The organism is Geothrix oryzisoli (genome assembly GCF_022808865.1).
GTDB lineage: Bacteria > Acidobacteriota > Holophagae > Holophagales > Holophagaceae > Geothrix > Geothrix oryzisoli.
The window spans coordinates 260,602-284,013 of the sequence record NZ_JAKZLB010000003.1; the positions used below are offsets into that span (position 1 = coordinate 260,602).

General features: G+C 69.3%; 21 protein-coding genes. 5 read left to right on the forward strand and 16 right to left on the reverse strand.

The features are described 5' to 3' along the window. Nucleotides 1-7: 7 nt before the first annotated feature. From MLE43_RS09350 to MLE43_RS09415, 14 genes are all read right to left on the reverse strand, one after another. Nucleotides 8-610 carry a cytochrome c oxidase subunit 3 family protein gene (locus MLE43_RS09350; protein WP_243303432.1) on the reverse strand — a complete coding sequence of 201 codons (603 nt, stop codon included), beginning with the start codon at nucleotides 608-610 and terminating at the stop codon, nucleotides 8-10. Continuing rightward, a complete protein-coding gene (locus MLE43_RS09355) occupies nucleotides 607-2,226 on the reverse strand; it encodes a cytochrome c oxidase subunit I (RefSeq protein WP_243303433.1) in 1,620 nt (539 codons plus the stop codon). The genes MLE43_RS09350 and MLE43_RS09355 overlap by 4 nt, the downstream gene beginning before the upstream one ends. Next, entirely contained in the window at nucleotides 2,223-3,077 is an 855-nt protein-coding gene (locus MLE43_RS09360; protein WP_243303434.1) for an SCO family protein, read from the reverse strand. The genes MLE43_RS09355 and MLE43_RS09360 overlap by 4 nt, the downstream gene beginning before the upstream one ends. Beyond that, nucleotides 3,074-3,766, reverse strand: coding sequence for a c-type cytochrome (locus MLE43_RS09365; protein WP_243303436.1), 693 nt, complete (start codon nucleotides 3,764-3,766; stop codon nucleotides 3,074-3,076). Before MLE43_RS09365 ends, MLE43_RS09360 begins: the two co-directional genes overlap by 4 nt. Then, the gene (locus MLE43_RS09370) at nucleotides 3,763-4,911 is read right to left on the reverse strand and encodes a hypothetical protein (protein ID WP_243303438.1); all 1,149 of its coding nucleotides are present in this window, start codon (nucleotides 4,909-4,911) and stop codon (nucleotides 3,763-3,765) included. The genes MLE43_RS09365 and MLE43_RS09370 overlap by 4 nt, the downstream gene beginning before the upstream one ends. Continuing rightward, complete coding sequence (locus tag MLE43_RS09375) at nucleotides 4,908-6,050, reverse strand: quinol:electron acceptor oxidoreductase subunit ActD (RefSeq protein WP_243303441.1); 1,143 nt, start codon at nucleotides 6,048-6,050, stop codon at nucleotides 4,908-4,910. The genes MLE43_RS09370 and MLE43_RS09375 overlap by 4 nt, the downstream gene beginning before the upstream one ends. After that, nucleotides 6,043-7,449: an NrfD/PsrC family molybdoenzyme membrane anchor subunit gene (gene nrfD / locus MLE43_RS09380; protein ID WP_243303443.1), complete on the reverse strand. Its 1,407-nt coding sequence runs from the start codon at nucleotides 7,447-7,449 to the stop codon at nucleotides 6,043-6,045. Before nrfD ends, MLE43_RS09375 begins: the two co-directional genes overlap by 8 nt. Further along, entirely contained in the window at nucleotides 7,439-10,438 is a 3,000-nt protein-coding gene (locus MLE43_RS09385) for a TAT-variant-translocated molybdopterin oxidoreductase (protein WP_243303445.1), read from the reverse strand. The genes nrfD and MLE43_RS09385 overlap by 11 nt, the downstream gene beginning before the upstream one ends. A 4-nt stretch (nucleotides 10,439-10,442) precedes the next feature. Continuing rightward, nucleotides 10,443-10,631 carry a hypothetical protein gene (locus tag MLE43_RS09390; RefSeq protein ID WP_243303446.1) on the reverse strand — a complete coding sequence of 63 codons (189 nt, stop codon included), beginning with the start codon at nucleotides 10,629-10,631 and terminating at the stop codon, nucleotides 10,443-10,445. Nucleotides 10,632-10,647: 16 nt separating this feature from the next. Then, nucleotides 10,648-11,211: a cytochrome c3 family protein gene (locus tag MLE43_RS09395; RefSeq protein WP_243303447.1), complete on the reverse strand. Its 564-nt coding sequence runs from the start codon at nucleotides 11,209-11,211 to the stop codon at nucleotides 10,648-10,650. Nucleotides 11,212-11,720: 509 nt separating this feature from the next. Next, a complete protein-coding gene (locus MLE43_RS09400) occupies nucleotides 11,721-12,344 on the reverse strand; it encodes a Maf family protein (protein WP_243303448.1) in 624 nt (207 codons plus the stop codon). Continuing rightward, a complete protein-coding gene (locus tag MLE43_RS09405; protein ID WP_243303449.1) occupies nucleotides 12,341-12,841 on the reverse strand; it encodes a GNAT family N-acetyltransferase in 501 nt (166 codons plus the stop codon). Before MLE43_RS09405 ends, MLE43_RS09400 begins: the two co-directional genes overlap by 4 nt. Further along, nucleotides 12,841-14,340: an apolipoprotein N-acyltransferase gene (gene lnt, locus MLE43_RS09410; protein WP_243303450.1), complete on the reverse strand. Its 1,500-nt coding sequence runs from the start codon at nucleotides 14,338-14,340 to the stop codon at nucleotides 12,841-12,843. Before lnt ends, MLE43_RS09405 begins: the two co-directional genes overlap by 1 nt. Beyond that, nucleotides 14,337-15,101, reverse strand: coding sequence for a TrmH family RNA methyltransferase (locus tag MLE43_RS09415; RefSeq protein ID WP_243303451.1), 765 nt, complete (start codon nucleotides 15,099-15,101; stop codon nucleotides 14,337-14,339). Before MLE43_RS09415 ends, lnt begins: the two co-directional genes overlap by 4 nt. Before the next feature lie 83 nt (nucleotides 15,102-15,184). Between MLE43_RS09415 and MLE43_RS09420 the strand changes: the two genes are divergently transcribed. The 5 genes from MLE43_RS09420 (at nucleotide 15,185) to aat (ending at nucleotide 20,991) form a co-directional block, all read left to right on the forward strand. Then, complete coding sequence (locus tag MLE43_RS09420) at nucleotides 15,185-17,299, forward strand: OPT family oligopeptide transporter (RefSeq protein ID WP_243303452.1); 2,115 nt, start codon at nucleotides 15,185-15,187, stop codon at nucleotides 17,297-17,299. Between the two features lie 106 nt (nucleotides 17,300-17,405). Further along, nucleotides 17,406-17,747, forward strand: a complete 342-nt coding sequence (locus MLE43_RS09425) for a PqqD family protein (RefSeq protein WP_243303453.1) — start codon at nucleotides 17,406-17,408, stop codon at nucleotides 17,745-17,747. A gap of 19 nt (nucleotides 17,748-17,766) precedes the next feature. Further along, entirely contained in the window at nucleotides 17,767-18,084 is a 318-nt protein-coding gene (locus MLE43_RS09430; protein ID WP_243303454.1) for an ATP-dependent Clp protease adaptor ClpS, read from the forward strand. Further along, a complete protein-coding gene (clpA, locus tag MLE43_RS09435) occupies nucleotides 18,077-20,329 on the forward strand; it encodes an ATP-dependent Clp protease ATP-binding subunit ClpA (RefSeq protein WP_243303455.1) in 2,253 nt (750 codons plus the stop codon). The genes MLE43_RS09430 and clpA overlap by 8 nt, the downstream gene beginning before the upstream one ends. Further along, on the forward strand, nucleotides 20,311-20,991 hold the full coding sequence (aat, locus tag MLE43_RS09440) for a leucyl/phenylalanyl-tRNA--protein transferase (protein ID WP_243303456.1): 681 nt from the start codon (nucleotides 20,311-20,313) through the stop codon (nucleotides 20,989-20,991). The genes clpA and aat overlap by 19 nt, the downstream gene beginning before the upstream one ends. Here the strand turns inward: aat and MLE43_RS09445 are convergent. Together MLE43_RS09445 and ftsZ are read right to left on the reverse strand one after the other, a co-directional pair. Further along, on the reverse strand, nucleotides 20,980-22,071 hold the full coding sequence (locus MLE43_RS09445) for a metallophosphoesterase (protein WP_243303457.1): 1,092 nt from the start codon (nucleotides 22,069-22,071) through the stop codon (nucleotides 20,980-20,982). The genes aat and MLE43_RS09445 overlap by 12 nt on opposite strands. Nucleotides 22,072-22,102: 31 nt before the next feature. Beyond that, nucleotides 22,103-23,377, reverse strand: a complete 1,275-nt coding sequence (gene ftsZ, locus MLE43_RS09450) for a cell division protein FtsZ (protein WP_243303458.1) — start codon at nucleotides 23,375-23,377, stop codon at nucleotides 22,103-22,105. Between the last annotated feature and the right edge of the window lie 35 nt (nucleotides 23,378-23,412).

The window sequence follows — 23,412 nt, forward strand, 5'->3', positions numbered from 1 at the left end:
CATGCCCTTACGCGGCCAGGTAGAACAGCGGGAGGAGGAAGATCCAGATGACGTCCACCAGGTGCCAGTAGAGGCCGCTGTTCTCCAGGTGCACGTAGCGGTCCGGCCTGACGCGGTCCGTGGCCACCCACCAGAGCATGACGCTCAGGACCGAGAGCCCGGCGATGACGTGGAGCCCGTGGAGGCCGGTCATCGTGAAGTAGAGGCCGAAGAAGACCTGCTCCCCCGGGGGCAGCGTGCCCAGATGGGGGGCATTCGGGTAGAGGCCGTGATGGAACTTGGCGGCCCATTCGAAGGACTTGATGATCAGGAAGGTGACGCCCAGGGCCAGGGTGGTGCCGAGGAAGGCCATGGCCCGCTTCTTCTCGGCCCGCTGGATGGCCACGATGGCGAGCACCACGGTGAGGCTGCTGGTGAGCAGTACCACGGTGTTGATGATGCCCAGGGTGGCGTTCAGCTCGGCGCCGCCGTGGTGGAACTCCATGGGGTACTTGTACCGCATGTACGAATAGCCGATGAAGAGGCCCCCGAAGAGGACGATCTCCGTCACCAGGAACAGCCACATGCCGAGCCGGGCGCCGAAGTCGTCGCGATGGACGTGCTCACTCATTTGGACTCCTGCTCGAAGTGGTAGGGGCCGTGGGTGATGGTGGGGATCGTCTCGAAGTTCTCCTGGATGGGCGGGCTGGGAAGGGTCCATTCAAGCGTGACGCCACCCCAGGGGTTGTCCTCCGCCTTCGGGCCCTTGAAGAGCGCGTAGAGCAGCGTCCCGAAGTAGGTCAGCAGGCCCAGCACCAGGAACCAGCTGCCGACCGTGGCCACCACGTGCATGGTGTGGAACTGGGGCAGGTGGACGTAGTAGCGGCGGGGCATGCCCATCATGCCGAGGATCAGCATGCCGAAGTAGAGCATGTTGAAGCCGATGAAGATGGGGAACCAGGAGACGTAGATGGCCTTCTTGGAATACATCTTCCCGAACATCTTGGGGAACCAGTAGAGCAGGGCCGCGAAGAACCCCATGCCGGTGCCGCCGAACATCACGTAGTGGAAGTGGCCCACGATGAAGTAGGTGTCGTGGATGTGCACGTTGATGGCCAGCGCGCCCTGCATGACGCCCGTGAGGCCGCCGATGGCGAAGAGGAAGATGAAGGTGAGCGCGAACAGCAGCGGCGGCTGGAAGTCGATGCTGCCTTTGTAGAGGGTGCTCACCCAGTTGAAGACCTTGATGGCGCTGGGCACCGCCACGATCATCGTCAGCAGCGAGAAGAGCAGGGTGGCCAGGTTGCTCATGCCGGAGGTGAACATGTGGTGGGCCCACACCAGGCTGCCGACGCCGGCGATGGCCATGCTGGAGAACGCGATGGCCTTGTAGCCGAAGATGGTCCGCTTGGCGAAGGTGGGGATGATCTCGGTGATGGCGCCCATGGCCGGCAGGATCATGATGTAGACGGCCGGGTGCGAGTAGATCCAGAAGAGGTGCTGGTAGAGCAGCGGATCACCGCCCTTGGCGGGGTCGAAGATGCCAATGCCGAAGAAGCGTTCGAGGATCACCAGCACCAGGGTGATGGCCACGATGGGGGTGGCGAGGAGCTGGATCCAGGAGGTGGAGTACAGCGCCCAGCACATGAGGGGCATGCGGAACCACTTCATGCCCGGGGCCCGCAGGCGGTGGATGGTGGTGATGAAGTTGATGCCCGTCAGCATGGACGAGAAGCCCAGCACGAAGGCCGCGAAGACCGCCAGGCTCACGTTGGTGCCCGTCTTCAGGCTGAAGGGGGCGTAGAAGGACCAGCCCGTGTCCGGGGCGCCGCCGCCGGTGAACAGGGACAGGACGGCGAGGATGGCGCCCGCCATGAAGAAGTACCAGGAGGCCAGGTTCAGCCGCGGGAACGCCACATCCTTCGCGCCGATGAGGATCGGCAGGAAGAAGTTTCCGAAGACGGCGGGCAGGCCCGGGATGACGAACAGGAAGATCATGATCACGCCGTGCAGCGTGAACAGGGCGTTGTAGGTCTGGGCGGTGATGAGCTTCTGGAAGGTGGTCAGCTGCACCAGGCGCATGACGAAGCCGACGCCCATGGCGATGAGGAAGAAGCTGATCATCGAGTAGAGATAGAGCACCCCGATGCGCTTGTGATCGGTGGTGGTCAGCCAGGCCAGCAGGCCCTTGCGCTTGCCGGTGTCCACCAGATAGCTGGGCTGTGCGGTGGCAGCGTGGGTGGTCATTCGGCCTCCTCGGACTTGGACTTGCGGCCCCGGCGGACGAGGGCCACCACGAAGATCAGGGCCGCGAGGATGATCACGGTGGCGCCGATGCTGGTGGTGTTCAGGACATACCTGCGTCCCGCGGGGTCATAGCTGAAGCAGAACTTCAGGAACTTGTTGATGGTGGGCTGGGCCTCGCCGCGGGCGGCCTCCTGGGCGGCCAGCTGGAGGTCGGCGGGCAGGTAGGTCACGCCGTACATGTAGCGCGTCACCTTGCCCTGGGGGCTGATGAAGATGATGGCGGCGGCGTGGACGAAGTCCTCGCCCACCTTCTTGTATTTGAATCCGACGGCATCCGCCAGGGCCCGGGTGGTGGCGCCGGGACCGGTGAGGAAGCGCCAGGCGGCGGGGGGGAAGGGCCGGGTGAGCTCGCCGAGGTAGTTGGTGCGCTTCTGGGCGGCGATTTCGGGCTCGTCCCGCTCGTCGAAGCTGACCGTGATGACCTGGAAGTCCTTTCCGGGAACGGCCTCGGTGCGGTTGAGCACCTCGACCACGCCGTTGAGCTGGGGCGTGCAGATGCCGGCGCAGCGGAAGTAGTTCAGGGTCAGGATGGTGGGCTTGTCGATGAGTTGGCGGAGGGTGACGGGCGTGCCGTCCTCGGCCTTCAGGACCAGGTCCAGGGGCACGGTGGCGCCGAGCTTCTCGTCGATGCCCACTTCCTGGGGCGTGAACGAGGGTGTGGCCGGACCCTCGACCTGCGTGGGAGCGGGGGCCGGGGGCGGCTTGGGGGTCTGGGCCTGGACGGGAACGCCCAGGAGCGCGGCGGCAAGGGCCAGGGGCGCAAGGGTGGTGCGGATCTGGCAGAGGTTCATGGCCGGCCTTCTGGATGGGTCTCGGCGTACTCGCGGCAGAGGATGTCGACGGCGCGGGCGACGGGGATGCGGTTGGGGATCACCTCGCCGGCGCTGGCGAAGAGCTGCTCCATGGCCGCGATGGCCTTGGGATCGCTGGCGCCGTGATCGAAGGCGCCCAGGGACTGCACCACATGGACCAGGGCCATGCGGTCCTTCTTGGAGAGGTCGTTGTAGGACACCATGGAGCTGCCCTTGATGCCCTCGTTGAGGGTCTTGTAGATGTCCTCGATGCGGGTGCCGTTCTTCCAGCCTGCGTTCAGGGTGAAGTTGCGGGGCTTGGGATTCAGGCCGGTGCCGCCGGGGCCGTCCCCCTTACCATCAGGGCCGTGGCAGGTGGCGCAGGTCTGGGCGTAGATCGCCTTGCCGCGGGCCATGAGGGCCGGGTTGGGCGTCATCACGGTCTTGGGATCGATGGGCGGGATGGTCTGGCTGGCCTGGGCGGGGTAGTCCGTGGGATCCAGCCAGCCGGTCTCGCCCTGCACGGCCTTCACGGGAGTCCCCGTGGTGGCCGTGTGGGCCTGGTAACGCAGGCCGGGCAGCACGGTGAAGCCGAAGAAGGCGGCGATGAAGATGAAGCAGATCACCACCAGCAGGGCGGAGAGCAGGCGCTTCAGTTCCTCGGGGGAAAGGTAGTCGTGGATCTTCATAGGCGGAACTCCAGACCCTCACGCAGGAAGGGATCGCCGACGGGCATGTCCTCGCCCTTCTGCATGGCACCGCGGATCCACAGGAGGATCCCGCCCAGGAAGAAGAGGGCGAAGCTGAGCTCGGGCCAGGAGAAGCGGGGGCTGGCGCCGAGGATGGGGAAGATGAGCCAGTAGACGTCCAGCACGTGCGCTCCGAGCATCAGGAAGGCCACGCGGCGGAGGCGCCGGGGATCCTTCTTCGAGTCCCGGGTCACCAGGGCGAAGAAGGGCAGGACGAAGTGCAGGCCGGCCAGAGCGAGGGTGATGAGCCGCCAGGATCCGGCCAGGCGTACCTTGTACCAGATGACCTCGTCCGGCAGGTTCGCGTACCACATGAGCATGTACTGGGCGAAGCCGATGTAGGACCAGAACACCGTGAAGGCGAAGAGGAAGCCGCCCAGGTTGTAGAGGTGGTCGCCCTTCACGCCCTCCAGGCGGCCTTCGTCCTGGAGGTGCAGGACGCAGAGGGCCGTGGTCGCGAGGCCGCTGAGGAAGGCGCCGGCGAAGACGTAGACACCGAAGATGTCGCTGTACCACTCGGGCGTAAGGCCAGAGAGCCAGTCGAAGGCGATGAGGGTGATCACCAGGGCGAAGATGGCCATGAAGGCCGGGGCGAACTTGCGGGCCCGGAAGTTGAAGGCGGGATCCTTCGTGGCGTCCTGCTTCAGCGAGCCGCCCACCAGCACCCAGAGGCCCAGGAGGCAGAGGGCCAGGGCCACGATGGTGCGGGCCGAGAAGAAGGGCAGGCTCAGCCAGAAGGCCTTGCCGGCCAGGAGCGGGTGGTGGGCCGCCTCGGGCCGCGCGCCGGGGTAGAGCACGGGAATGGCCGCCAGGGCGATGAGGCCGACCGGCACCGCGGGGATCAGGAGGGTGGCCAGGCGCTCGGGGATGCGCCGCACGGGCACGCTCCACTTGGCGCTGACGAGGTGCTCCAGGGCCACGATGAACAGCGAGCCCAGGCCCAGGGTGAAGAGCAGCACGAACCAGAGGATCCAGTTGGCCCAGAAGCGCTCGGGGCCGGCGGCGGCGTAAGCGCCGAGGACGCCGAGGGCACCCAGGGCCGTGGCGCCCCAGAGGAGGTTGGAGGTGTTCTTGGTCTGGCTCATCGGGCGGCCACCTTCAGGTCCTCGTCCTTGGCGTTCTGGGCGCGCTGGAGGGCGCGCACGTAGTGCACCACCGCCCAACGCTCCTGCTCGGAGAGGTAGGGAGCATGGGAGGGCATGGCGTTCTTCCCGTTCACGATGGCCCAGTAGATCTTGCCATCCGGGTAGTCGCGGAACTGCTGGGCCTGCAGGTTGGCGGGCTTGGCACCGTAGGCGGCGGTCAGGCTGCCCACACCGTTGCCGACGGCCCCGTGGCAGACCTCACACCGGTTGGTGTAGACCTTGCGGCCGGTGGCGAAGACGGCCTTGGTGCGGGGCAGGGGGTTCACCAGGGCGGCGGCCTCCTCCTGGGTGCCCGTGGCCGTGGGCAGGTAGCCCCGGGCCACGGTGCCCGGCACCGGCAGCTGCATGCCGTGGCCGTCCTTGAAGAAGGTGGAGGCCTTCTGCGCGTTGAGACGGGGCTGATCCTGCATGTTGGCCATGGGCTTGAGCAGGGGGAACCACTTGGTGGCGAAATACATCCCCAGGCCCGCCACCACGCAGGCGGCGAAGATGCCGCCCAGGGTGCGCAGGATGTAGTCGCTGGTGAGGAAGGGGCTGCGATCGGGCGCGGGCAGGGTTTCGATCTCGATGGCACCGGCATCCCGGAGGGTCTTGGCGGCGGCCTCGCTGTCGAAGGCTTCGTTCTCGGCCTCCAGGGCCAGGACGTAGCGATCCCGGGTGATGCCCTTGATGGACTTGGAGGACAGCACCGGGTGGCCGAAGAAGGGCAGCTTGTTCAGCAGGTGCAGCATCCCCAGTCCCGCCGTGAAGGTGGCGAAGAGCACCGTCACTTCGAACATGATGGGGATGAAGGCTTCCCAGGAACCGGCCCCCTTGCCGCCGGTGATGATGGGGTAGTCGATGGCGCTGATCCAGTACTGGAAGCCGAAGGCTGTGAGGGCCCCCAGGATGCCCATGACCAGCACCATGCCGCCCAGGGGGGAGCGACGGAGGCCCAGGGCCTCGTCGATGCCGTGGATGGCGTAGGGGGTGTAGGCCTCCACGGTGCCCAGCTTGCTGGCGCGCACCTTGAGAATGGCCTGCATCAGGGCATCGGGCGTCTCGAAGACACCGAGAACCGAATACGAGGTCTCAGGCATGGTGGTCGTCTCCATGGTGAGAGGGCTGCGCGTCCGGCAGGATCGCCTTCACTTCCGTGGTGGCGATGACCGGCAGAACCCGGGCGAAGAGCAGGACCAGGGTGAAGAAGATCCCGAAGGTGCCCAGGAGCACGCCGAAGTCCACCATGGTGGGCTTGTAGATGCGCCAGGCGGAGGGCAGGTAGTCCTGGTGCAGCGAGATCACGATGATCACGAAACGCTCGAACCACATGCCGATGGTCACGCCGACGGCCACCAGGATCATCCAGAAGTAGCTGGAGCGGGCCTTCTTGAACCAGAGGATCTGGGGGATGAGGATGTTGCAGCTGATGGTGACCCAGCCGGCCCAGCCGTAGGTGCCCGTGATGATGTTCATGAAGGCGTGGTGGAGGTACTCGTTCATGGAATACCAGGCCGTGAAGCCCTCCATCATGTAGCTGTAGCCCATGATGCAGCTCATGGCCAGGATCACCTTGTTCATCACATCCAGGTGCCGCATGGTGATCAGGTTCTTGAGCTGCATGGTCTCGCGCACCACCACCAGCACCATGACCACCATGGCGAAGCCGGCGAAGATGGCGCCCGCCACGAAGTAGGGCGGGAAGATGGTCATGTGCCAGCCCGGCACCACCGAGGTGGCGAAGTCGAAGCTCACCACGGAGTGCACGGAGAGCACCAGGCCCGTGGCCAGGCCCGCCAGCAGCAGGTAGGCCTTCTCGTAGTGCTGCCAGTGGGTGGCGGCGCCGCGCCAGCCCATGGCCAGCACGGTGTAGATGACCTTCCGCAGCTTGCTGGTGGTGCGGTCGCGCATGGAGGCGATGTCGGGGATGAGGCCCAGGTACCAGAACATCAGGGACACGGAGAAGTAGGTGTTCACCGCGAAGACGTCCCAGAGCAGCGGCGACCGGAAGTTGGTCCAGAGGGCGCGCTGGTTCGGGTAGGGGAAGAGCCAGTAGGCCAGCCAGGGGCGACCCACGTGGATGAGGGGGAAGATCACGGCGCAGATGACCGCGAAGATGGTCATGGCCTCCGCGAACCGGGCGATGGCGTTGCGCCAGCGCTTGCGGAACAGGAAGAGGATGGCCGAGATCAGCGTGCCGGCGTGGCCGATGCCCACCCAGAACACGAAGTTGATGATGTCGAAGGCCCAGAACACGGGGCTGGTGTTGCCCCAGGCGCCGATGCCCAGGTAGAAGGTGTAGCCGATGGAGATGACGCCGATGAGGGCAGCGGTCAGGGTGATGGCCAGGGCGAAGTACCACTGCCTGGGGGGCCGGGTCTCCGGGAAGGCCAGCACCTGGTCATCGAGGCTGCCCGGCGTGACCTTGCCCACGTAGAGGGAGGGTTCAACCAGGCCCTCCGGGATGTCGCCGGCGGACGTGGCGGCATCAAGCTTCATGGTGACCTCCCTCGACAGCGGGGTTCTTCAGATCGGCCAGGTAGGTGATGGCGGGCTTGACGCCCAGCTCCTCCAGCACCCGGTAGGCGCGGGACGCGGCCACCAGCTGGGAGACCTTGCTCTTGGGATCCTTCAAGTCGCCGAACACGATGGCGTCCGAGGAACAGCCGGCCATGCAGGCGGTGGTGATCTCGCCGTCGAGGATGGCGCGACCATCGCCCTTGGCCCGGATCTTCACATCGTTGATGCGCTGCACGCAGAAGGAGCACTTCTCCATGACGCCGCGGGGACGGACGGTGACCTCAGGGTTGTAGGCCAGGGTCTCGGGCTCGGTCTTGTAGGCGGTGTACTCGAGGAAGTTGAAGCGGCGCACCTTGTAGGGGCAGTTGTTGGCGCAGTAGCGGGTGCCCACGCAGCGGTTGTAGGCCATCTGGTTCAGGCCCTCGGGGCTGTGGTTGGTGGCGTTCACCGGGCAGACGTTCTCGCAGGGCGCGTTGTCGCAGTGCTGGCACAGCATGGGCTGGTGGACGACCTTGGGGTTCTCCAGCTCCCCCTCGTAGTAGCGGTCGATGCGGATCCAGTGCATCTCCCGGCCGCGGGCCACCTGCTCGGGGCCCACCACCGGCACGTTGTTCTCGGACTGGCAGGCCACCACGCAGGCGGAGCAGCCCGTGCAGGCGGCCAGGTCGATGACCATGCCCCACTTGTGGTCGGGGAACCGCTGCTCTTCGTAGAGGGTGACCAACTCGGGACCGTGGTGGTGGCCCTGGGGGTTGTGGGCGAACTCATCCATGGTGAGGGAGCGGACGAGGTCCCGGCCCTCCATGCGGTGGTGGCTCTGGGTGCGGGAGAGCTCCTTCCGGCCGCCGGCCTTGGCCAGGCGGGCGCCGGTGCGCGCGTTGGCGGAGGCGGGGTCCAAGCCCAGGAAGGGGAAGGCGTCGACGCCCACACCCTTGGCCACGCCGCCGGTCGTGCGGCCGTAGCCCAGGGCCAGGGCCAGGACGCCCTGGGCCTGGCCGGGCTGGATGACGGCGGGCAGCTTGACGGTGACCCCGTCCAGGGAGAGGGTCACCAGGTCGCCTTCCTCGATGCCCAGGGCCTTGGCGTCCTGCACGGAGACGGCCACGGGGTTGTCCCAGGTCATCTTGGTGATGGGATCCGGAGTCTCCTGCAGCCAGCTGTTGTTGGCGTGGCGGCCGTCGTGGGTGGCGAAGCCGGGGAAGAGCACCAGCTCCAGTCCTTCAGCCTTCGAGGCTGCGGCCTTCTTCGCGGCGGCGGCCACCGAGGCACCCTTGAACGCGGGGGCGGGGGTCTTGGCCTCGGCCTTCACCAGGCCGTCATGGAGGGCCTGTTCGAAGGAGGTGCCGAAGGGCAGTTCCTTCTTCCAGCGGGCCTGGAGGTAGGCGTGGTAGCCGTCGGGGGCGTTGGTGCCCAGGGCCTTGAGGGCGCCGAGGAGGATGTCCTCGCCCGGGCGCGTGTCGTAGAGGGTGCCGATGGCGGGCTGCTGGAGGACGGCGGCGCCGGGGGTGGCGTAGTCGCCCCAGCTCTCCAGCCAGTGGTTCTCGGGCAGGAGCAGCTGGCACTGGGCGGCGGTCTCGTCCTCCACCTGGCCGATCCAGGCGCGGACGGGCACCTTGGCCACGGCGGCCTTCCAGGCGGCGGCCTTCGGGAAGGTGTAGGCGGGGTTCACGTCCCAGAAGATCGCGGCGGCGTAGGCGCCGGAGGCCATCTTCTGGGCGGCGGCTTCGAGTTCCTTCACCGTGGCGAGGGGCTCGGTGGCGCGGACTCCCACGGCCTCGGAGCCCAGCATGGCGTTCAGCAGGTGGGCGGCCTGGTGGGCCTCGGCGGGCATCTGGGCCCCGCAGAGCACCACGGCGTTCCGGCCCGCGGTCCGCAGGTCCTTCACCAGGCTGGACCAGGTGGCCGCCGGGAACCCCGCGGGCGCGCCCGCGGGAATTCCGGACAGATCCGTGCCGGCGGGAAGCGCCACGCCCTTGGCGGCCAGCTCCTTCGCCAGGGCGAAGGCCGCGGCCCCGAGGCGCGAGGGCGCCACGGGCACGCGCTGGTCGGCGTTGGTGCCCGTCAGCGTGAGGGGGCCTTCCAGCACCCACAGGCGGTTGATGGGATCGTGGGCGCTCTTGAGGCGGCGCTGGGCGCCCCAGGCGGCCTGGGCCTCGGGATCCTCGCCGTTCAGGAAGTCCGCGCCGAGCGACAGGATGACCTTGGCCTTGTCCAGCCGGGGCTGGAGGTCCACGGGCTGGCCGTAGCTGGCCAGGCCGGCCACCTCGGCGGCGTCGCCGGCGGCGGGCTCGTAGGCCAGGTGCTCCAGGGTGGGCAGGGCGGCCTTGAGGTCCGCCAGCAGGGCCTTGCGGCTGGGCGAGGCCACGGCGCCGGAGATCAGCAGCACGGGCTTGCCGGCAGCCTTGGCGCCCGCCAGGGCCGCGTGGAGGCGGGATTCGGCGTCCGACCATCCGATGATCCGACCCTCCGCCTTCGGAGCCCGCAGGCGGTCCGGATCGTAGAGGCGCAGCACGTCGGCCATGGTGCGGGGGCTGGTCTTGCCCTTCACGCCGGGGTGTTCGTCATTGCCCGTGAGGTGGATGGGGCGGCCTTCGCGCGTCTTCACCAGCAAGGGGTAGACGCGGCGGCCCTCATGGGTGGCGCTGGCGTAGTAGTTGGCCACGCCGGGCACCACTTCGACCGGGCGCTTGGTGTAGGGCACGACGGTGCCCTGGCCCTTGCGGTCGCAGGCCACGGTGGCCGCGAGCGCCGCGGCGGCGCTCACCAGGCCCAGGAAATCGCGGCGGGACACGCCGCTCTGGGGGGGCAGGCCGTGGACATCGTCGTAGCTGGGTCCGGTCGGGATGGCGCCCGGCAGGAACTCGTCATGGGCGGCCTGCTGGGCCTCGGGCGTCTCGATGCGCTCCTCGAGGGTCCGCCAGAAGCGCGGGGTCTCGAGGGGGCCGTGATCAGGAAGTCGTGTCTTCATCGGGTCATCCGCGGCGCTTGATGGCGTGTTCAGGGGGGGTGACGGTGATGCGGAGCGGGGCCGGGGGCGCCCCCGGGGATGCCTCCGGGTCCGGCCGGAAGACGAGGTTCATGGCCTCGCGCCCGAGCAGGAGGGGGCCGGCCACCAGGGCGGCCATGCGGTCGAGGATCGGCTTGCGGGTCTCGTCGGCCATCGTCGGATCTCCCGGCCTAGCGGTGGCAGGCGGCGCAGTTCTCGGCGCCCCTGGTGATCTTGGAGCCGGCGGGCAGCGCGGCGTGGGGATCCCGGTGGCAGGCCAGGCAGTTGCCCATTCGCATGCCCATCTCGCGGGTGACCACCTTCATGGTCTGCACCTCGCCATGGCAGCTCTGGCAGGTGATGCCCGCGTTCACGTGGGGGCGGTGGTCGAAGAAGACGTGGTCCGGCAGGGTGTGGACCCGCTGCCAGAGCAGGGGCTGGCCGGAGTTGGCGATCTGGGTCAGCTTCTGGATGGCGGGGGTCTCGGTCCTGGTGACCTTGTGGCAGCCCATGCAGAGATCCACGCTGGGGATGCCCGCCGTCCGGGACTTGTCCACGCCCGAGTGGCAGTACTGGCACTGCATCCGGAGGGTGCCGGCATGGAGCTCGTGGGAGAAGGCGATGGGCTGCTCGGGGGCGTAGCCCTTGGCGAAGCGGTCCGGTTGGGTGAACCAGCCCACGGTCAGGACCGTGAGGAGGACCGCCACGGCCCCCGCCGGCAGGACGAAGCGGAACGCCTGATCGAATCGGTGCATGCACAACCCCATGGAAAGCGCGGTCTCACGAAGGGAGCGGGAGGGCCATCGGGAACGGTGGGACGGGTGGGCGCAGGCCGGATCGGGAGGTGGGGATCGCCGGAGATTCTGGCATGCGCCTAGGTCCGGGGAAGGGTTTTCCCCGAAATCCGGCACCTCCGCCCGGGGGCGCCGGTGGGATGTAGGTCGAATCAATCAATTCGGCCGCATCCGAAGCCAGGGGGCTGGGCCCGCTGGGGGCGACATTCTGATGAGTTGTGCCGCAGGTCACGATCATAGATCAATGGACTTAGATTGTTTACCTATTTTTTCTGAGGAAGTTCCACGCACTAAGGGGATTTTTGGGTGGTTTATCTTGGGCCGTCTGGGACAGGGCGATTTCCTCCATGGCGGGTGCTGACGACTCGGGCCCGCCTTCCCCCAGGGCGGAGGAGGCAGCTTCCGCCTGAGATTCCTCCCCAGAACCTCTTCTTTGCCAGCGATTTCGGAGTTTTCCGACGGGTCCGGGCCTACCTGGGCAGGCCCATCCAGGGCCAGAGGAGGCCCAGCTGGAGGAACAGGTCACCCATGCGCTCCACAGGCAGGCCCATGACGGTGGAGAAGCTGCCCTCCACACCTTCGATGAACAGGGCCCCGATGCCCTGGATGGCGTAGGAGCCTGCCTTGTCCATGGGCTCCCGGGTGGCGATGTACCAGCGGATCTGGGCCTCCGACAGGGGGCGGAAGACCACCTGCGCCGTGTCCACGAAGCTGTAGGTGTCGTCATTCCTCTGGAGGCAGAAGCCGGTGTGCACCTGGTGGGCGCGGCCCTGGATCAGGGTCAGCATCCGGACGGCATCCTCCACGTCCGCGGGCTTGTTCAGGGTGTGGTGGTCCACGGCCACCGTGGTGTCCGCAGCCATGACCCAGCGGTCGGGGTTGCGGCGGGCCACCACCTCGGCCTTCAGTTCCGCCAGGCGCAGCACCAGGTCGCCGGGCTCCTCGTCCAGCAGGGGGGTCTCATCCACCTCGGGGGTCTGGATCTCGAAGGGGAGGCGCATGGCCTCCAGCCAGTGGCGGCGGCGCGGGCTGCTGCTGGCCAGGATCAGGGGCTGCAGGGGCATGGCCGGCAGGCCGGGCTGGGTTTCGGTCATCGCAGGCCCCGCTGCTCGAGCTCGGCGAGGCCCACCCGCATGTGGAAGCTGTCGACCTCCGCCCCCAGGCGGAAGCCGAAGCGCGGATAGAAGTCCGCCGCATCGCGGGTCTCGAGGACGTAGCGCTGCACCTCGCCGGCCCAGGGATGCCGCAGGGCCCACTTCACCAGTTCGGAGGCGATGCCCTGGCCCATCAGGTCACGGGCCGTCACCACGTCGTAGAGCTTGGCCTCGTAGGCGTGATCGGACCACAGCCGGGTGGCGCCCACCAGGCGGCCGCCCCGGTGGCCTTCGGGCACGAGCCGGGCCGTCAGCAGGCGGGAGCAGGCCAGCAGCCGCCGCCACTGGCCGATGGTGCGGTCCGCGGTCCAGTAGACCTCCTCCGCCTGGAAGAAGATCTGCAGCTCCCGGGGGTCCACGCTCCAGGTCTCGTCGAAGAAGGCCACGGTGCCGTGGGGGGTGGACATCGGCTCGGGTACGAGGAGATCGCGGTCCATCAGGCCTTCCGGGACAGGGCCTTCCAGCCTAGCAGCACCAGCAGCCCCGCCATGAGTCCCGGCAGCAGCCATGCGGATCGGGCCGGAGTGCGTACGGGCCGCCAGCGCAGCGGCACGGCGTAGGCGCCCTCGCTGAGGGGCTCCCCCCAGAGCTCGAAGCGGCCATCCTCGTGGAAGACGCCGGACTTGCCCGTGAGCGTGGCCCGGAGCAGGGGCACGCCCAGCTCCGGCGCGCGCAGGCGGATCTGCGCGGCGTGCAGGTCCGTGGCGATGCTGCGGTCGAACCAGCCGTCGTTGGTGTGGTTGCTCAGCAGGTCCGCCCGGCCCAGCTCGAAGCCGCGGCGCGCCCGCCCGGACATGAGGGCCTCGCTGCAGATCAGGGGATGGACCCGCAGGTCGCCGGTGGGGGTCGGCACGGCGAAGGCGCAGCCCGCTTTGAGTGCTCCGGCCTCCTGGGAGACGAAGCCCATCTTCTGGTCCAGCCACCGGCGGAAGGCCTCGGGGCCCGGCGTCCGCTCGCCGAAGGGCATGGGCTCGGTCTTGGCGAAGACAAAGGCGGGTCGTCCCGCGGCTTCGCCGCGCACCAGGTTGTAGGGGCCGCCCTCGGTGCCGAAGAGCCAGGCCACGCCGCGGGTGGCGGCCTCGGAGGCCAGCCGCGGTTCCGGGCGGCGGTCGTCCCGGCCCAGGACGGAACTCTCGGGCCAGAGCAGCAGGGTGGAGCGCCCCGTGCGGGGCCAGCCCTGCGCCTTCAGCAGCGCGTCGCTGCGCCGCCACATCTCGGCCTCCATGCCCAGCCAACGCTCGCCGGCCGGGAAGTTCGGCTGGATCATGGCCACGTCCAGGGTGCGTTCCGGTCCCCGTGGCAGCAGGAACCAGGCGCCGCCCAGGAGGAGCATCAGGCCCACCGCGAAGCCGGGACCCGCCAGGGTCCGCCGCCAGGGAGCGCCCCCCGCCAGGCCCGCCGCAGCCCACGCGCCGGCACCCCAGGCCAGGGCCGACAGCCCGGAGGCGCCCAGGAAGGCGGCCGAGCGCGCGGTCCACGGGAAGGAGCCGAAGGCCGCCCCCCAGGTCCAGGGATAGACATGGAAGGCCCAGGCCTCCCAGCCGATCAGCAGCAGGGCCGCCGCGCAGGCGGCCGCCAGGGCGCCGAGGCGCCGGAAGGCCCAGCGGGAGCCCAGGGCCACCAGCCAGAGCCCGGTGGCCTCCCAGAGACTGAGCAGCACCGTCCCCAGGACGGCCAGGCCGAACGGCAGCCCGCCTTTGGAGGCCAGGGTCTGCGGCACCCAGAGGTAGAGCAGGAGCAGCCCCGCCAGGATGGCGGCCCAGGTCCAGCCGGCGTGGCGCCCCCTGAACAGGCCCTCCAGCAGCAGCAGCGGGAAGAGCAGCGCCATGGCCGGCTCCAGCCACCCCCCCAGCGCGCCGGGAAAGCGGAAGGCCAGCACGAAGATCCCCGCCAGCACGGCGGTTTCCGGGGGGCGGAGGAGGGAGGTGCGGGTCAACGCATGGACCTCCGGGCGACTTCATAGCAGGCGATCCCCGCGGCCACCGCGGCGTTGAGGCTTTCCACCCCCTGGATGGGGATGGCGAGGCGCTGCACGCCCTCGGGCAGGGCCACGCCCTGCCAGCCGTGCCCCTCGTTGCCCACCCAGAGGCGCAGGGGCTCCGAGAGGTCCGCTTCGGCCAGGGGCACGGCCCCGGGGCCGCCGTCCAGGGCGTACCAGCGGCCCGGGTCGGGCTCCAGGCGGGCCACCCGGCGCAGGGGCAGGAGGAAGGCGGCGCCCATGCTGCCGCGCAAGGCCTTGGGATGGAAGGGATCGGTGCAGCCCGGGCCCAGCAGGACTTCCTGGAAGCCGAAGGCGGCGGCGCTGCGGAGGAGGGCGCCCAGGTTGCCGGGATCCTGGATGCCCCAGGCGCCGAGGACCCGGTCCGCCAGGGGGCCGGCGGGCTCGGGCCCCAGCTCCATGAGCAGGGCGTGGTCCGGCGGGCTGCCCGCGTCGGCCAGCTCGCGCATGAGGGCCTCGCCCAGGACCAGGGTCTCCGTGCCCAGGACCGCCGCCAGCGGATGCGGATCGGTCTGTTCGAGCCTCAGCCACAGGGCCGGGCGCAGGCGCTTCCCGGCGGTGGTCTGTCGTGCCTCGGCCCAGGCCTTGATGAGCTTCTCCCCCAGCAGCAGCGAGGCCTCGCGCCGCGCGCCGCCCGGCCGGAGACGGGCCAGGAGGTCTCTGAAGCGCGGATTGGCCTTGCTGGTGAGGGTGGGCATGGGATGAATCAAACGGCGATGTATTAGACTAACCGCTCCATCCGACCTTTCTTTTCTTCCTACGTGCCTTTTCAGGAGCACCGATGCAACCCTTTGTCCCCTCCGACCAGAACCTGCGGGAGTTCTCCCTGCGGGCGGTGCTCATCGGCCTCGTCATGGCCGTGGTGCTGGGTTCCGCCAACGCCTACCTGGGCTTGAAGGCCGGCATGACCATCGCCGCCACCTATCCCGCGGCGGTCATCGGCATGGCCCTCATCAAGCTGATGAAGGGCACCATCCTGGAAGAGAACATGGCCCGGACGGTCGGCAGCATCGGCGAGTCCGTGGCCGCTGGCGCCATCTTCACCGTTCCGGCCTTCGCCATCAGCGGCATCTGGCCCAAGTTCTTCACGGCTGGCAACTACGTCACCAGCGCGCTGATCATGTTCGCGGGCGGCGTGCTGGGCATCATGTTCGTGGCCCTGCTCCGCCGGGTGATGGTCGAGGACGCCGAGCTGCCCTACCCCGAGAGCGTGGCCGCCGCCGAGATCCACAAGGCCGGCGCCCGCGGGGGCAGCGGCACGAAGTTCCTGTTCGGCGCCATGGGCATCGGCGCCGGCATCCAGGCCCTGGTGCAGATCTCGGTCTTCGCCAGCACCTGGGAGCGGTTCGTGGCCTTCAAGACCACCACCATCAACCTGGTCGGCACCTGGAAGGCCAAGGTGGCGGGCGGCATGCTGCTCAGCTCCCCCGGCATCAGCCCCGCCTACATGGGCGTGGGCTACATCATCGGGCCCAAGCTCGGCGCCCTGAACTTCTCCGGCGGCATCATCGCCTGGGGCCTGCTGGTTCCCATCATCACCTACTTCCTGGCGCCCGGCGTCCTGCCTGAGGGCGCCTCCCAGGGCGACTGGATTGCGCTGTCCTACTCCGTGTGGAAGTTCATCGTCCGCCCCATCGCCATCGGCGGCATGCTCGTGGGCGCCGGCTTCACCCTCTTCAAGATGCGCAAGAGCCTGGCCACGGGCCTCACCCGCTCGGTCTCCGACATGAAGAAGGCCGCGGCCGGCGAGCACGTGGTGGATCGCGTCAACAAGGACCTGCCCTTCACGAACGTCCTGTTCGGCCTCGGCTTCGCGGCCCTGGTGACCTTCTTCATCACCTGGCGCATCTTCCAGGTGAGCCCGCTGGTCTCCTTCGTGGCGGCCCTGGTGGTGGTGATCCTCGGCTTCTTCTTCGCGGCCATCAGCGGCTACCTGGTCGGCATCATGGGTTCGAGCAACAACCCGATCTCCGGTCTGACCCTGACGGCCCTGGTGATCACGGCCCTCGTCATGGTGCTCCTCGGCGTGAAGGGCAAGGAAGGCGTCGCGGCGGTGCTGGGCGTGGCCGCCGTGGTCTGCGTGAGCGCGGCCGTGGCCGGTGAGATGCTCCAGGACCTCAAGGCCGGCCACATCCTCGGTGGCACCCCCTGGCGCATGGAGATGGGTGACCTCATCGGCGTGGCCCTGGCCTCCGTGGTGCTGTTCATCCCCCTCATGGTGCTGCACGAGGGCGACATCTCCGCCCAGGGCACCAAGCGCATCGCCGAGTTGACCGCCCAGCAGGTGCAGGTCGTCACGGCGCCTGATGGCAAGACCTACACCCTGGACCAGGTGAAGCAGCTGCCCGCGGACCAGAAGAAGGCCGTGCTCTCCCTGGATGCCGGCTTCGGCTCCAAGCAGCTGGCGGCACCCCAGGCGGGCCTCATGGCCCTGCTCAGCAAGGGCATCGTGGAAGGCAAGATGGCCTGGCCGCTCATCATCGTGGGCATGATGATGGGCTTCGCCTTCATCCTCATGCAGGTGAAGAGCCCCATGCTGGTGTCGGTGGGCATGTATCTGCCCCTGGAGACCACCTTCGCCATCTTCCTGGGCGGCCTCATCAAAGGCGCTGTGGAGATGTTCGGCGCCAAGCGGGGCCTCAACGAAGCCCAGAAGGTGCGCGTCGAGAACAACGGCGTGCTCCTGGCGGCGGGCCTCATCGCCGGCGAGGCCCTGGTGGGCCTGCTCTTCGCGTCCTTCGCTTTCTTCGAGGTGAAGTACAAGATCTTCGCCGATCCCGGGATGTTCTGGATCAGCCTGCTGATCCTGGCCGGCATCGCCGTCTACCTGGTGAAGGTGCCCCTGGCCAACGCCGGCGAAGCCGACGAGCCCGCGCCACCCAGCGCCAATTTCTAAGGCACTGATCTTCACCACCAAGGCACCAAGACACCAAGAAGGACTTGTTCTTTTCTTGGTGCCTTGGTGTCTTGGTGGTGAGCTTTTTCTTTTGAAGGCCTGACGAATGACCTCCTTCCCCGATGAATCCTTCCTGGCCCTCGTGCCGGTCCAGGCCCTGGCCTCAGAACCCGGCGAGGGCGGCAACCTGGTGCTGATCCGGCCCAAGGTCCTGTCGCCACGCTGGGGCTGGGTGCTGAAGCTGATACGGAAGCCCGTCTTCCGGGTGAAACTCGATGCCCGCGGCACGGCCGTGTGGCAGGCCTGCGACGGGACGCATACTGTGGCGCAGGTGATGGAGGCCATGGCCCAGGCCCACCCCGGCGAACCCGATGCCGGTTTCCGCGCCGCCCTGTTCCTGCGCGAGCTGGCGCGAGGGGGGTTCGTGCGCCTCAATCCGCTATCCTGATGCCCTGGAGGCGTCACCCATGGCCAGGCAGGTGAAGGAGGCGGGCCAGGTCCTCACCCGCCAGCGGGCGAAGGTGAAGGAGCCCGGCCTGTGGAAGGTGCTCCTCCACAATGACGACTACACCACCCAGGAGTTCGTGGTGTGGCTGCTGAAGACAGTCTTCCGCAAGGCCGAGCCCGAGGCCACGGCGATCATGCTGGCGGTGCACCGGGCCGGCGTGGGCGTGGCGGGCGTCTACACGAAGGATGTGGCCGAGACCCGCGCCGAGCGGGGCCGCCAGCTGGCCGAGCGCGAGGGCTTCCCCCTCCTGCTGACCGTGGAGGCGGAAGATGTCTGAATCTCCCAACATCAGCGCAGACCTGAACCAGGGCTTCCAGCGGGCCTTCGAGCTGGCCAAGGCGCGCCGCCACGAGGACGTGGCCCTGGAGCATCTGTTGTTGGCTTTGCTGGACGACGCCCAGGCTGCCAAGGCTCTCAAAGCCTGCGGGGTGAAGCTGGACGCCCTCCGACGCGACCTGGAGGCCGCCCTGGAGCGCCTGTTCGAGCCGGTCCCCGAGGGCGAGGAGGTCCAGCCCCACAGCACCCTGGGTTTCGTGCGGGTGGTGGAGCGGGCCCTGGTCCACGCCTTCAGCGCCGGGCAGAAGGAGGTCCGTGGCGGGGAGCTGCTGCCGGCCTTCCTGGAGGAGGAGGCCAGCCACGCCCGTCATCTGCTTGAGAAGCACGGCGTGAAGCGGTTGGCCCTGCTGAAAGTGCTGAGCCACGGGCCCGCGGCCGCGAAGGCCAAGCCCTCCGCGAAGAAGCGGGTCGAGGAAGCGCCCGAGGAAGAAGGCACCGTGGCCGAGAACCCCCTGGAAGCCTACGCCACGGACCTGGTGGCCCGGGCCGCGGCGGGGCGGCTGGATCCCCTGGTGGGTCGCGACGCCGAGATCACCCGCATGGCGCAGGTCCTCTGCCGGCGCCGCAAGAACAACCCCCTGCTGGTGGGCGAGCCCGGCGTGGGCAAGACCGCCATCGTGGAGGGCCTGGCCCGCCGCATCCATGAGAAGAAGGTGCCCGATCCCCTCAAGGCGGCCCGCATCTTCGCCTTGGACCTGGGCGCCCTGCTGGCCGGCAGCCGCTACCGGGGCGACTTCGAGGAGCGTCTCAAGGCCGTGCTGAAGGCCCTGGCCGATGAGCCCGGGGCCATCCTCTTCGTCGACGAGCTGCACACCCTGGTGGGCGCGGGGGCCACGAGCGGCGGGGCCATGGATGCGGCCAACCTGCTGAAGCCGGCGCTCGCCTCCGGCGACCTGCGCTGCATCGGCGCCACCACCTTCCAGGATCTCAAGGGCTCCCTGGACCGGGACCGGGCGCTGGCCCGTCGCTTCCAGGTGGTGGAAGTGAATGAGCCTTCCGCAGAGGATGCCCTGGGCGTGCTCCAGGGCCTGAAGGCCGCCTACGAATCGCACCACGGCGTGACCTACTCGGACGAGGCCCTGGCAGCCGCCGTGCGCCTGGCGTCCAAGCACCTGACGGACCGCAAGCTGCCGGACAGTGCCCTGGACGTGGTGGACGAGGCGGGGGCTGCGCAGAAGCTGCTGCCGAAGAAGGCGCGCGCCAAACAGGTGGGCTCCGCCGAGATCGAGGCCGTGGTGGCCCGCATGGCGCGGGTGCCCGTCAACTCGGTGAGCGCGGATGACCGCGAGGCTCTGGCGAACCTGGAGGGGGCCCTCAAGGGCCAGATCTACGGCCAGGACGCGGCGTGCGAGGCCGTCGCCGGCGCCATCAAGCTGGCCCGGTCCGGGCTGCGGGATCCGCTGAAGCCCATGGGCTGCTTCCTCTTCGCCGGGCCCACGGGCGTGGGCAAGACGGAGCTGGCCAAGCAGCTGGCGAAGGCCCTGGGCATCGCCTTCCTCCGCTTCGACATGAGCGAGTACCAGGAGAAACACACAGTTGCGCGGCTCATCGGCGCGCCGCCCGGGTACGTGGGCTACGAGGAGGGCGGCCTGCTGACGGACGCCGTGCGCAAGCAGCCTCATGCTGTGCTGCTGCTGGACGAGCTGGAGAAGGCCCACCCGGACCTCTTCGGCATCCTGCTCCAGGTGATGGACCACGCCGCCCTCACGGACAGCCACGGTCGCAGCGCGGACTTCCGCCACACGGTGCTGGTGATGACCACCAACGTGGGCGCCCGCGAGCTGTCGGCCCGGCAGGTGGGCTTCGCCGAGGCCGGCGGCCGGCGCTCGGCCACCGGGACCATCGAAAAGGCTTTCAGCCCCGAGTTCCGCAACCGCCTGGACGCCATCCTCCAGTTCGCGCCGCTGGGCCGGTCGGAGATGGAGCGCGTGGCGGACAAGCACCTGCGGGAGCTGGAGGAGCAGCTCAAGGAAAAGGGCGTCAGCCTCGTCTGCACGCCCCCGGCGCGGGCCTGGCTGGCGGAGAAGGGCTACGACCCGGCCTTCGGCGCCCGGCCCATGGCGCGGCTCATCGAGCGCGAGCTGCGCCGGCCCCTGGCGGAAGCCATCCTCTTCGGGCCCCTGGCCAAGGGCGGCACCGCCACCGTGGACCTCAAGGACGGCCGGCTGTGCCTGTCTTTCGGCTGACAAAGGCGCTGGTCTTTCCGGACCCGGAGCTGGCGGAGGACGGGCTGCTGGCCATCGGCGGCGACCTCAGCGTGGAGCGCCTCCTGCTGGCCTACCGCAGTGGCATCTTCCCCTGGTACGGCGAGGGCGATCCGCTGCTCTGGTGGTCGCCGCCGGAGCGGGCCCTGCTGCGCCCAGGCCACCTGCACCTGTCGGCCCGCACCCGCCGGAGCCTGCGCCACAGGCCCTTCGAGATCCGCTTCGACACGGCCTTCGCGCAGGTCATCGGGCATTGTTCCCTGGTGCCGCGTCCCGGCCAGGACGGCACCTGGATCACGCCGGAGATGCGGGAGGCCTATGTCGCCTTGCACCATGCGGGCCACGCCCACAGCGTGGAGGCCTGGCGGGACGGCGAGCTGAAGGGCGGCCTCTACGGCGTGTCCCTGGGTCGGGCGTTCTTCGGCGAGAGCATGTTCAGCCTCGAGCCCGAAGCCAGCCGCGCCGCCCTCCAGGCCCTGGACGCCCAGCTCCAGGCCTGGGGCTTCGCCATGATCGACGGCCAGCTGCCCCACGAGGGCCTGACCGGCTACGGCTTCCAGGTCGTGCCCCGCGCCCTGTTCCTGGCGGAGCTGGCGGAGGCGCTCCGTGCGGAAGGGCGGCCGGGGAGTTGGTCAGGCGCCTGACCGGATCTCTGTCGACCGCAGCCGGATCAGGCTGATCTCGCCCCGTCGCCACAGCCGCATGCGCGGGCCCCAGGTGCCGGTACCCCGGCTGACGATCAGGGTCATGTCCCCCACCTGGGCCCGTCCGGCCAGGGTGGGATAGGCCCTTGCCACGAGGTGCCCGAAGGGCCAGATCTGGCCGGCGTGCGTGTGGCCCGAGAGCATGAGCCCCACGCCCGAGCGGGCCGCTGCCTCCACCTGGGTGGGCCGGTGGGACAGGAGCACCAGGGCGCCCTCCGGCCGGTCCCGGGGCGCGGTCCACGCGGCCTGGCGGAGGTTCCGGCCGGCATCCGCCCGACCGGCCAGGACCAGGCCGGGCAAGGGGCTGGCGAGGGCGTTCCGCAGGACCCGCACCCCCGCCGCCTCCATGGGAGCCCCGGCAACGCCGTAGTGCTCGTGGTTCCCATCCACGCCCCAGACGCCCAGCGGGGCCTGCAAGCCTCCGAGGGCCTGGATCGCGCGGGGGTCGGGCCGGCCGTGCCCCTCGAAGATGTCCCCGAGGAGCACCACCAGGTCCGGCCGCAGGGCCTGGACCTGCGCCACCCGGGCCGCCAGCCAGTCCGGTCCCAGGATGGCGCCGACGTGGAGGTCCGACAGGGCCGCCACCACAAGGCCGTCCTGCTCCGGCGGCAGGCCGCGCAGGCCCACCTCGTAGGCCACGACTTCGGGCGGGCGCAGGCCCTGGACGGTCGCGAGGCCGGCCAACCCGAGACTGGCCAGGAGGGCCCAGCCGCGCAGGCGGGGCGCCGCGGCGCGGAACCACAGGCCGAACCCCGTGGCCAGGTCCACGGCCAGGAGGCCGACGAAGGCGAGGAAGAGGAGGCCCAGCAGGGTCATGCCCGCGAGGGCCACCCAGCCCGCGCCCGGGAAGGCGGCCTCATGGCCGAGGATCCCTCCGGCGAGCATCAGGACCCAGGCCCCCGTGAAGGTGGCCCGGAGGCGCCGCCGCGACCCTCGTGCGAACCAGGGCACCGAGGCGGTGCGCCAGGCCACGTAGGCCAGCACCAGGGCCGATACCAGGAGCAGGATGACGATGAACATGGCCCAGCCTCCGGCCGGGGGCCCTCCCGGGCTACTCGATGGGCAGCCGCCCCTGGCCCAGCCGGATGATGGCGGGGACATGGAGGTCGTCGTTGCCGCCGGGCAGCTCGCCGCTGGGGGTGGGCGCCTGGGGAAGGAGGCGGGTGGGCGTGGGCCCCTGCTGCTCGCCGGCGGGCACCTCGCCGTAGACCCGGCCGCTGACGCCGTTCACGGGGAGGATGGCCTGGCCGTCGATGGGCTGGACCGCGAAGGCGGGCGCGGCCAGGGACGCGGAGCTGGCTTCCACGGCACCACCCAGGTGGAGGCTGGACCTGCGGTCCTCCAGGAGCTTCTCCTCCTGGTCGAAGCCGCTGGCCAGGACGGTGACGAGCACGCGGTCCTCCATGCCCTCGCCTTCCACGGTGCAGGCCTTGATGTCGGGGCGGCCGTTGTAGTGGTCCTGCAGGTAGTTCATGGCGGTCTCGATCGCCGAGGCCTCCATGACCTCCCAGTCGGCGGTGATGGACACCATGACGTTGGCCGCCGCGCCGGTCTGGGCGCGCTCGAGCAGGGGGCAGGCCAGGGCCTTCTTGAGGGCGTCCATGACAGCCTCCTCGCCGCGCCCGGCGCCGGTGCCGATGAGGGCCTCGCCGCCGTTGCGCAGCACGGCCTCCACGTCCGCGAAGTCGCCGTTGATGATGCCCGGCTTCAGGATGAGGTCCGCGATGCCCCGCACGCCCTGGATGAGCACGCCATCCGCCACGCGGAAGGCCTCTTTCATGGTCACGCGGGCGTCGCAGACATTCTTCAGGCGCTCGTTGCTGACCACGATGACGGTGTCGGCGGTGTCCCGCAGGTTGGCCAGGCCGGCCAGGGCCAGATCACCCTTCTTGCGGCCCTCCCAGGCGAAGGGCGTGAGCACCACGGCCACGGTGAGGGCGCCCAGTTCTCGGGCGTAGCTGGCCAGCACGGGCGCGGCGCCGGTGCCCGTGCCGCCGCCCATGCCGCCGGTGATGAAGATCATGTCGGCGCCCTGGAGGGCCGCCAGCACTTCCTCGCGGCTCTCCTCGGCCGCCACGGCGCCGCGCTCGGCGCTGCCGCCCGCGCCCAGGCCCCGGCTGCTCTGGGGCCCCAGGGGCAGCTTCAGGTGCGCCTTGCTCTGGGAGAGGCTCTGCTGGTCGGTGTTCATGGCGATGAACTGCACGCCGGTCACGCCGCTCTCGATCATGCGGTTGATGGCGTTGCAGCCCGCGCCCCCCACGCCGAGCACCTTGATGTTCGCGCCGGGCAGACTGTGGGGGCAGGGGAGGAAGGGGGTCTCGGACATCGGAACTCCCGAAGAGGGCATCGCGGAAGGCATGG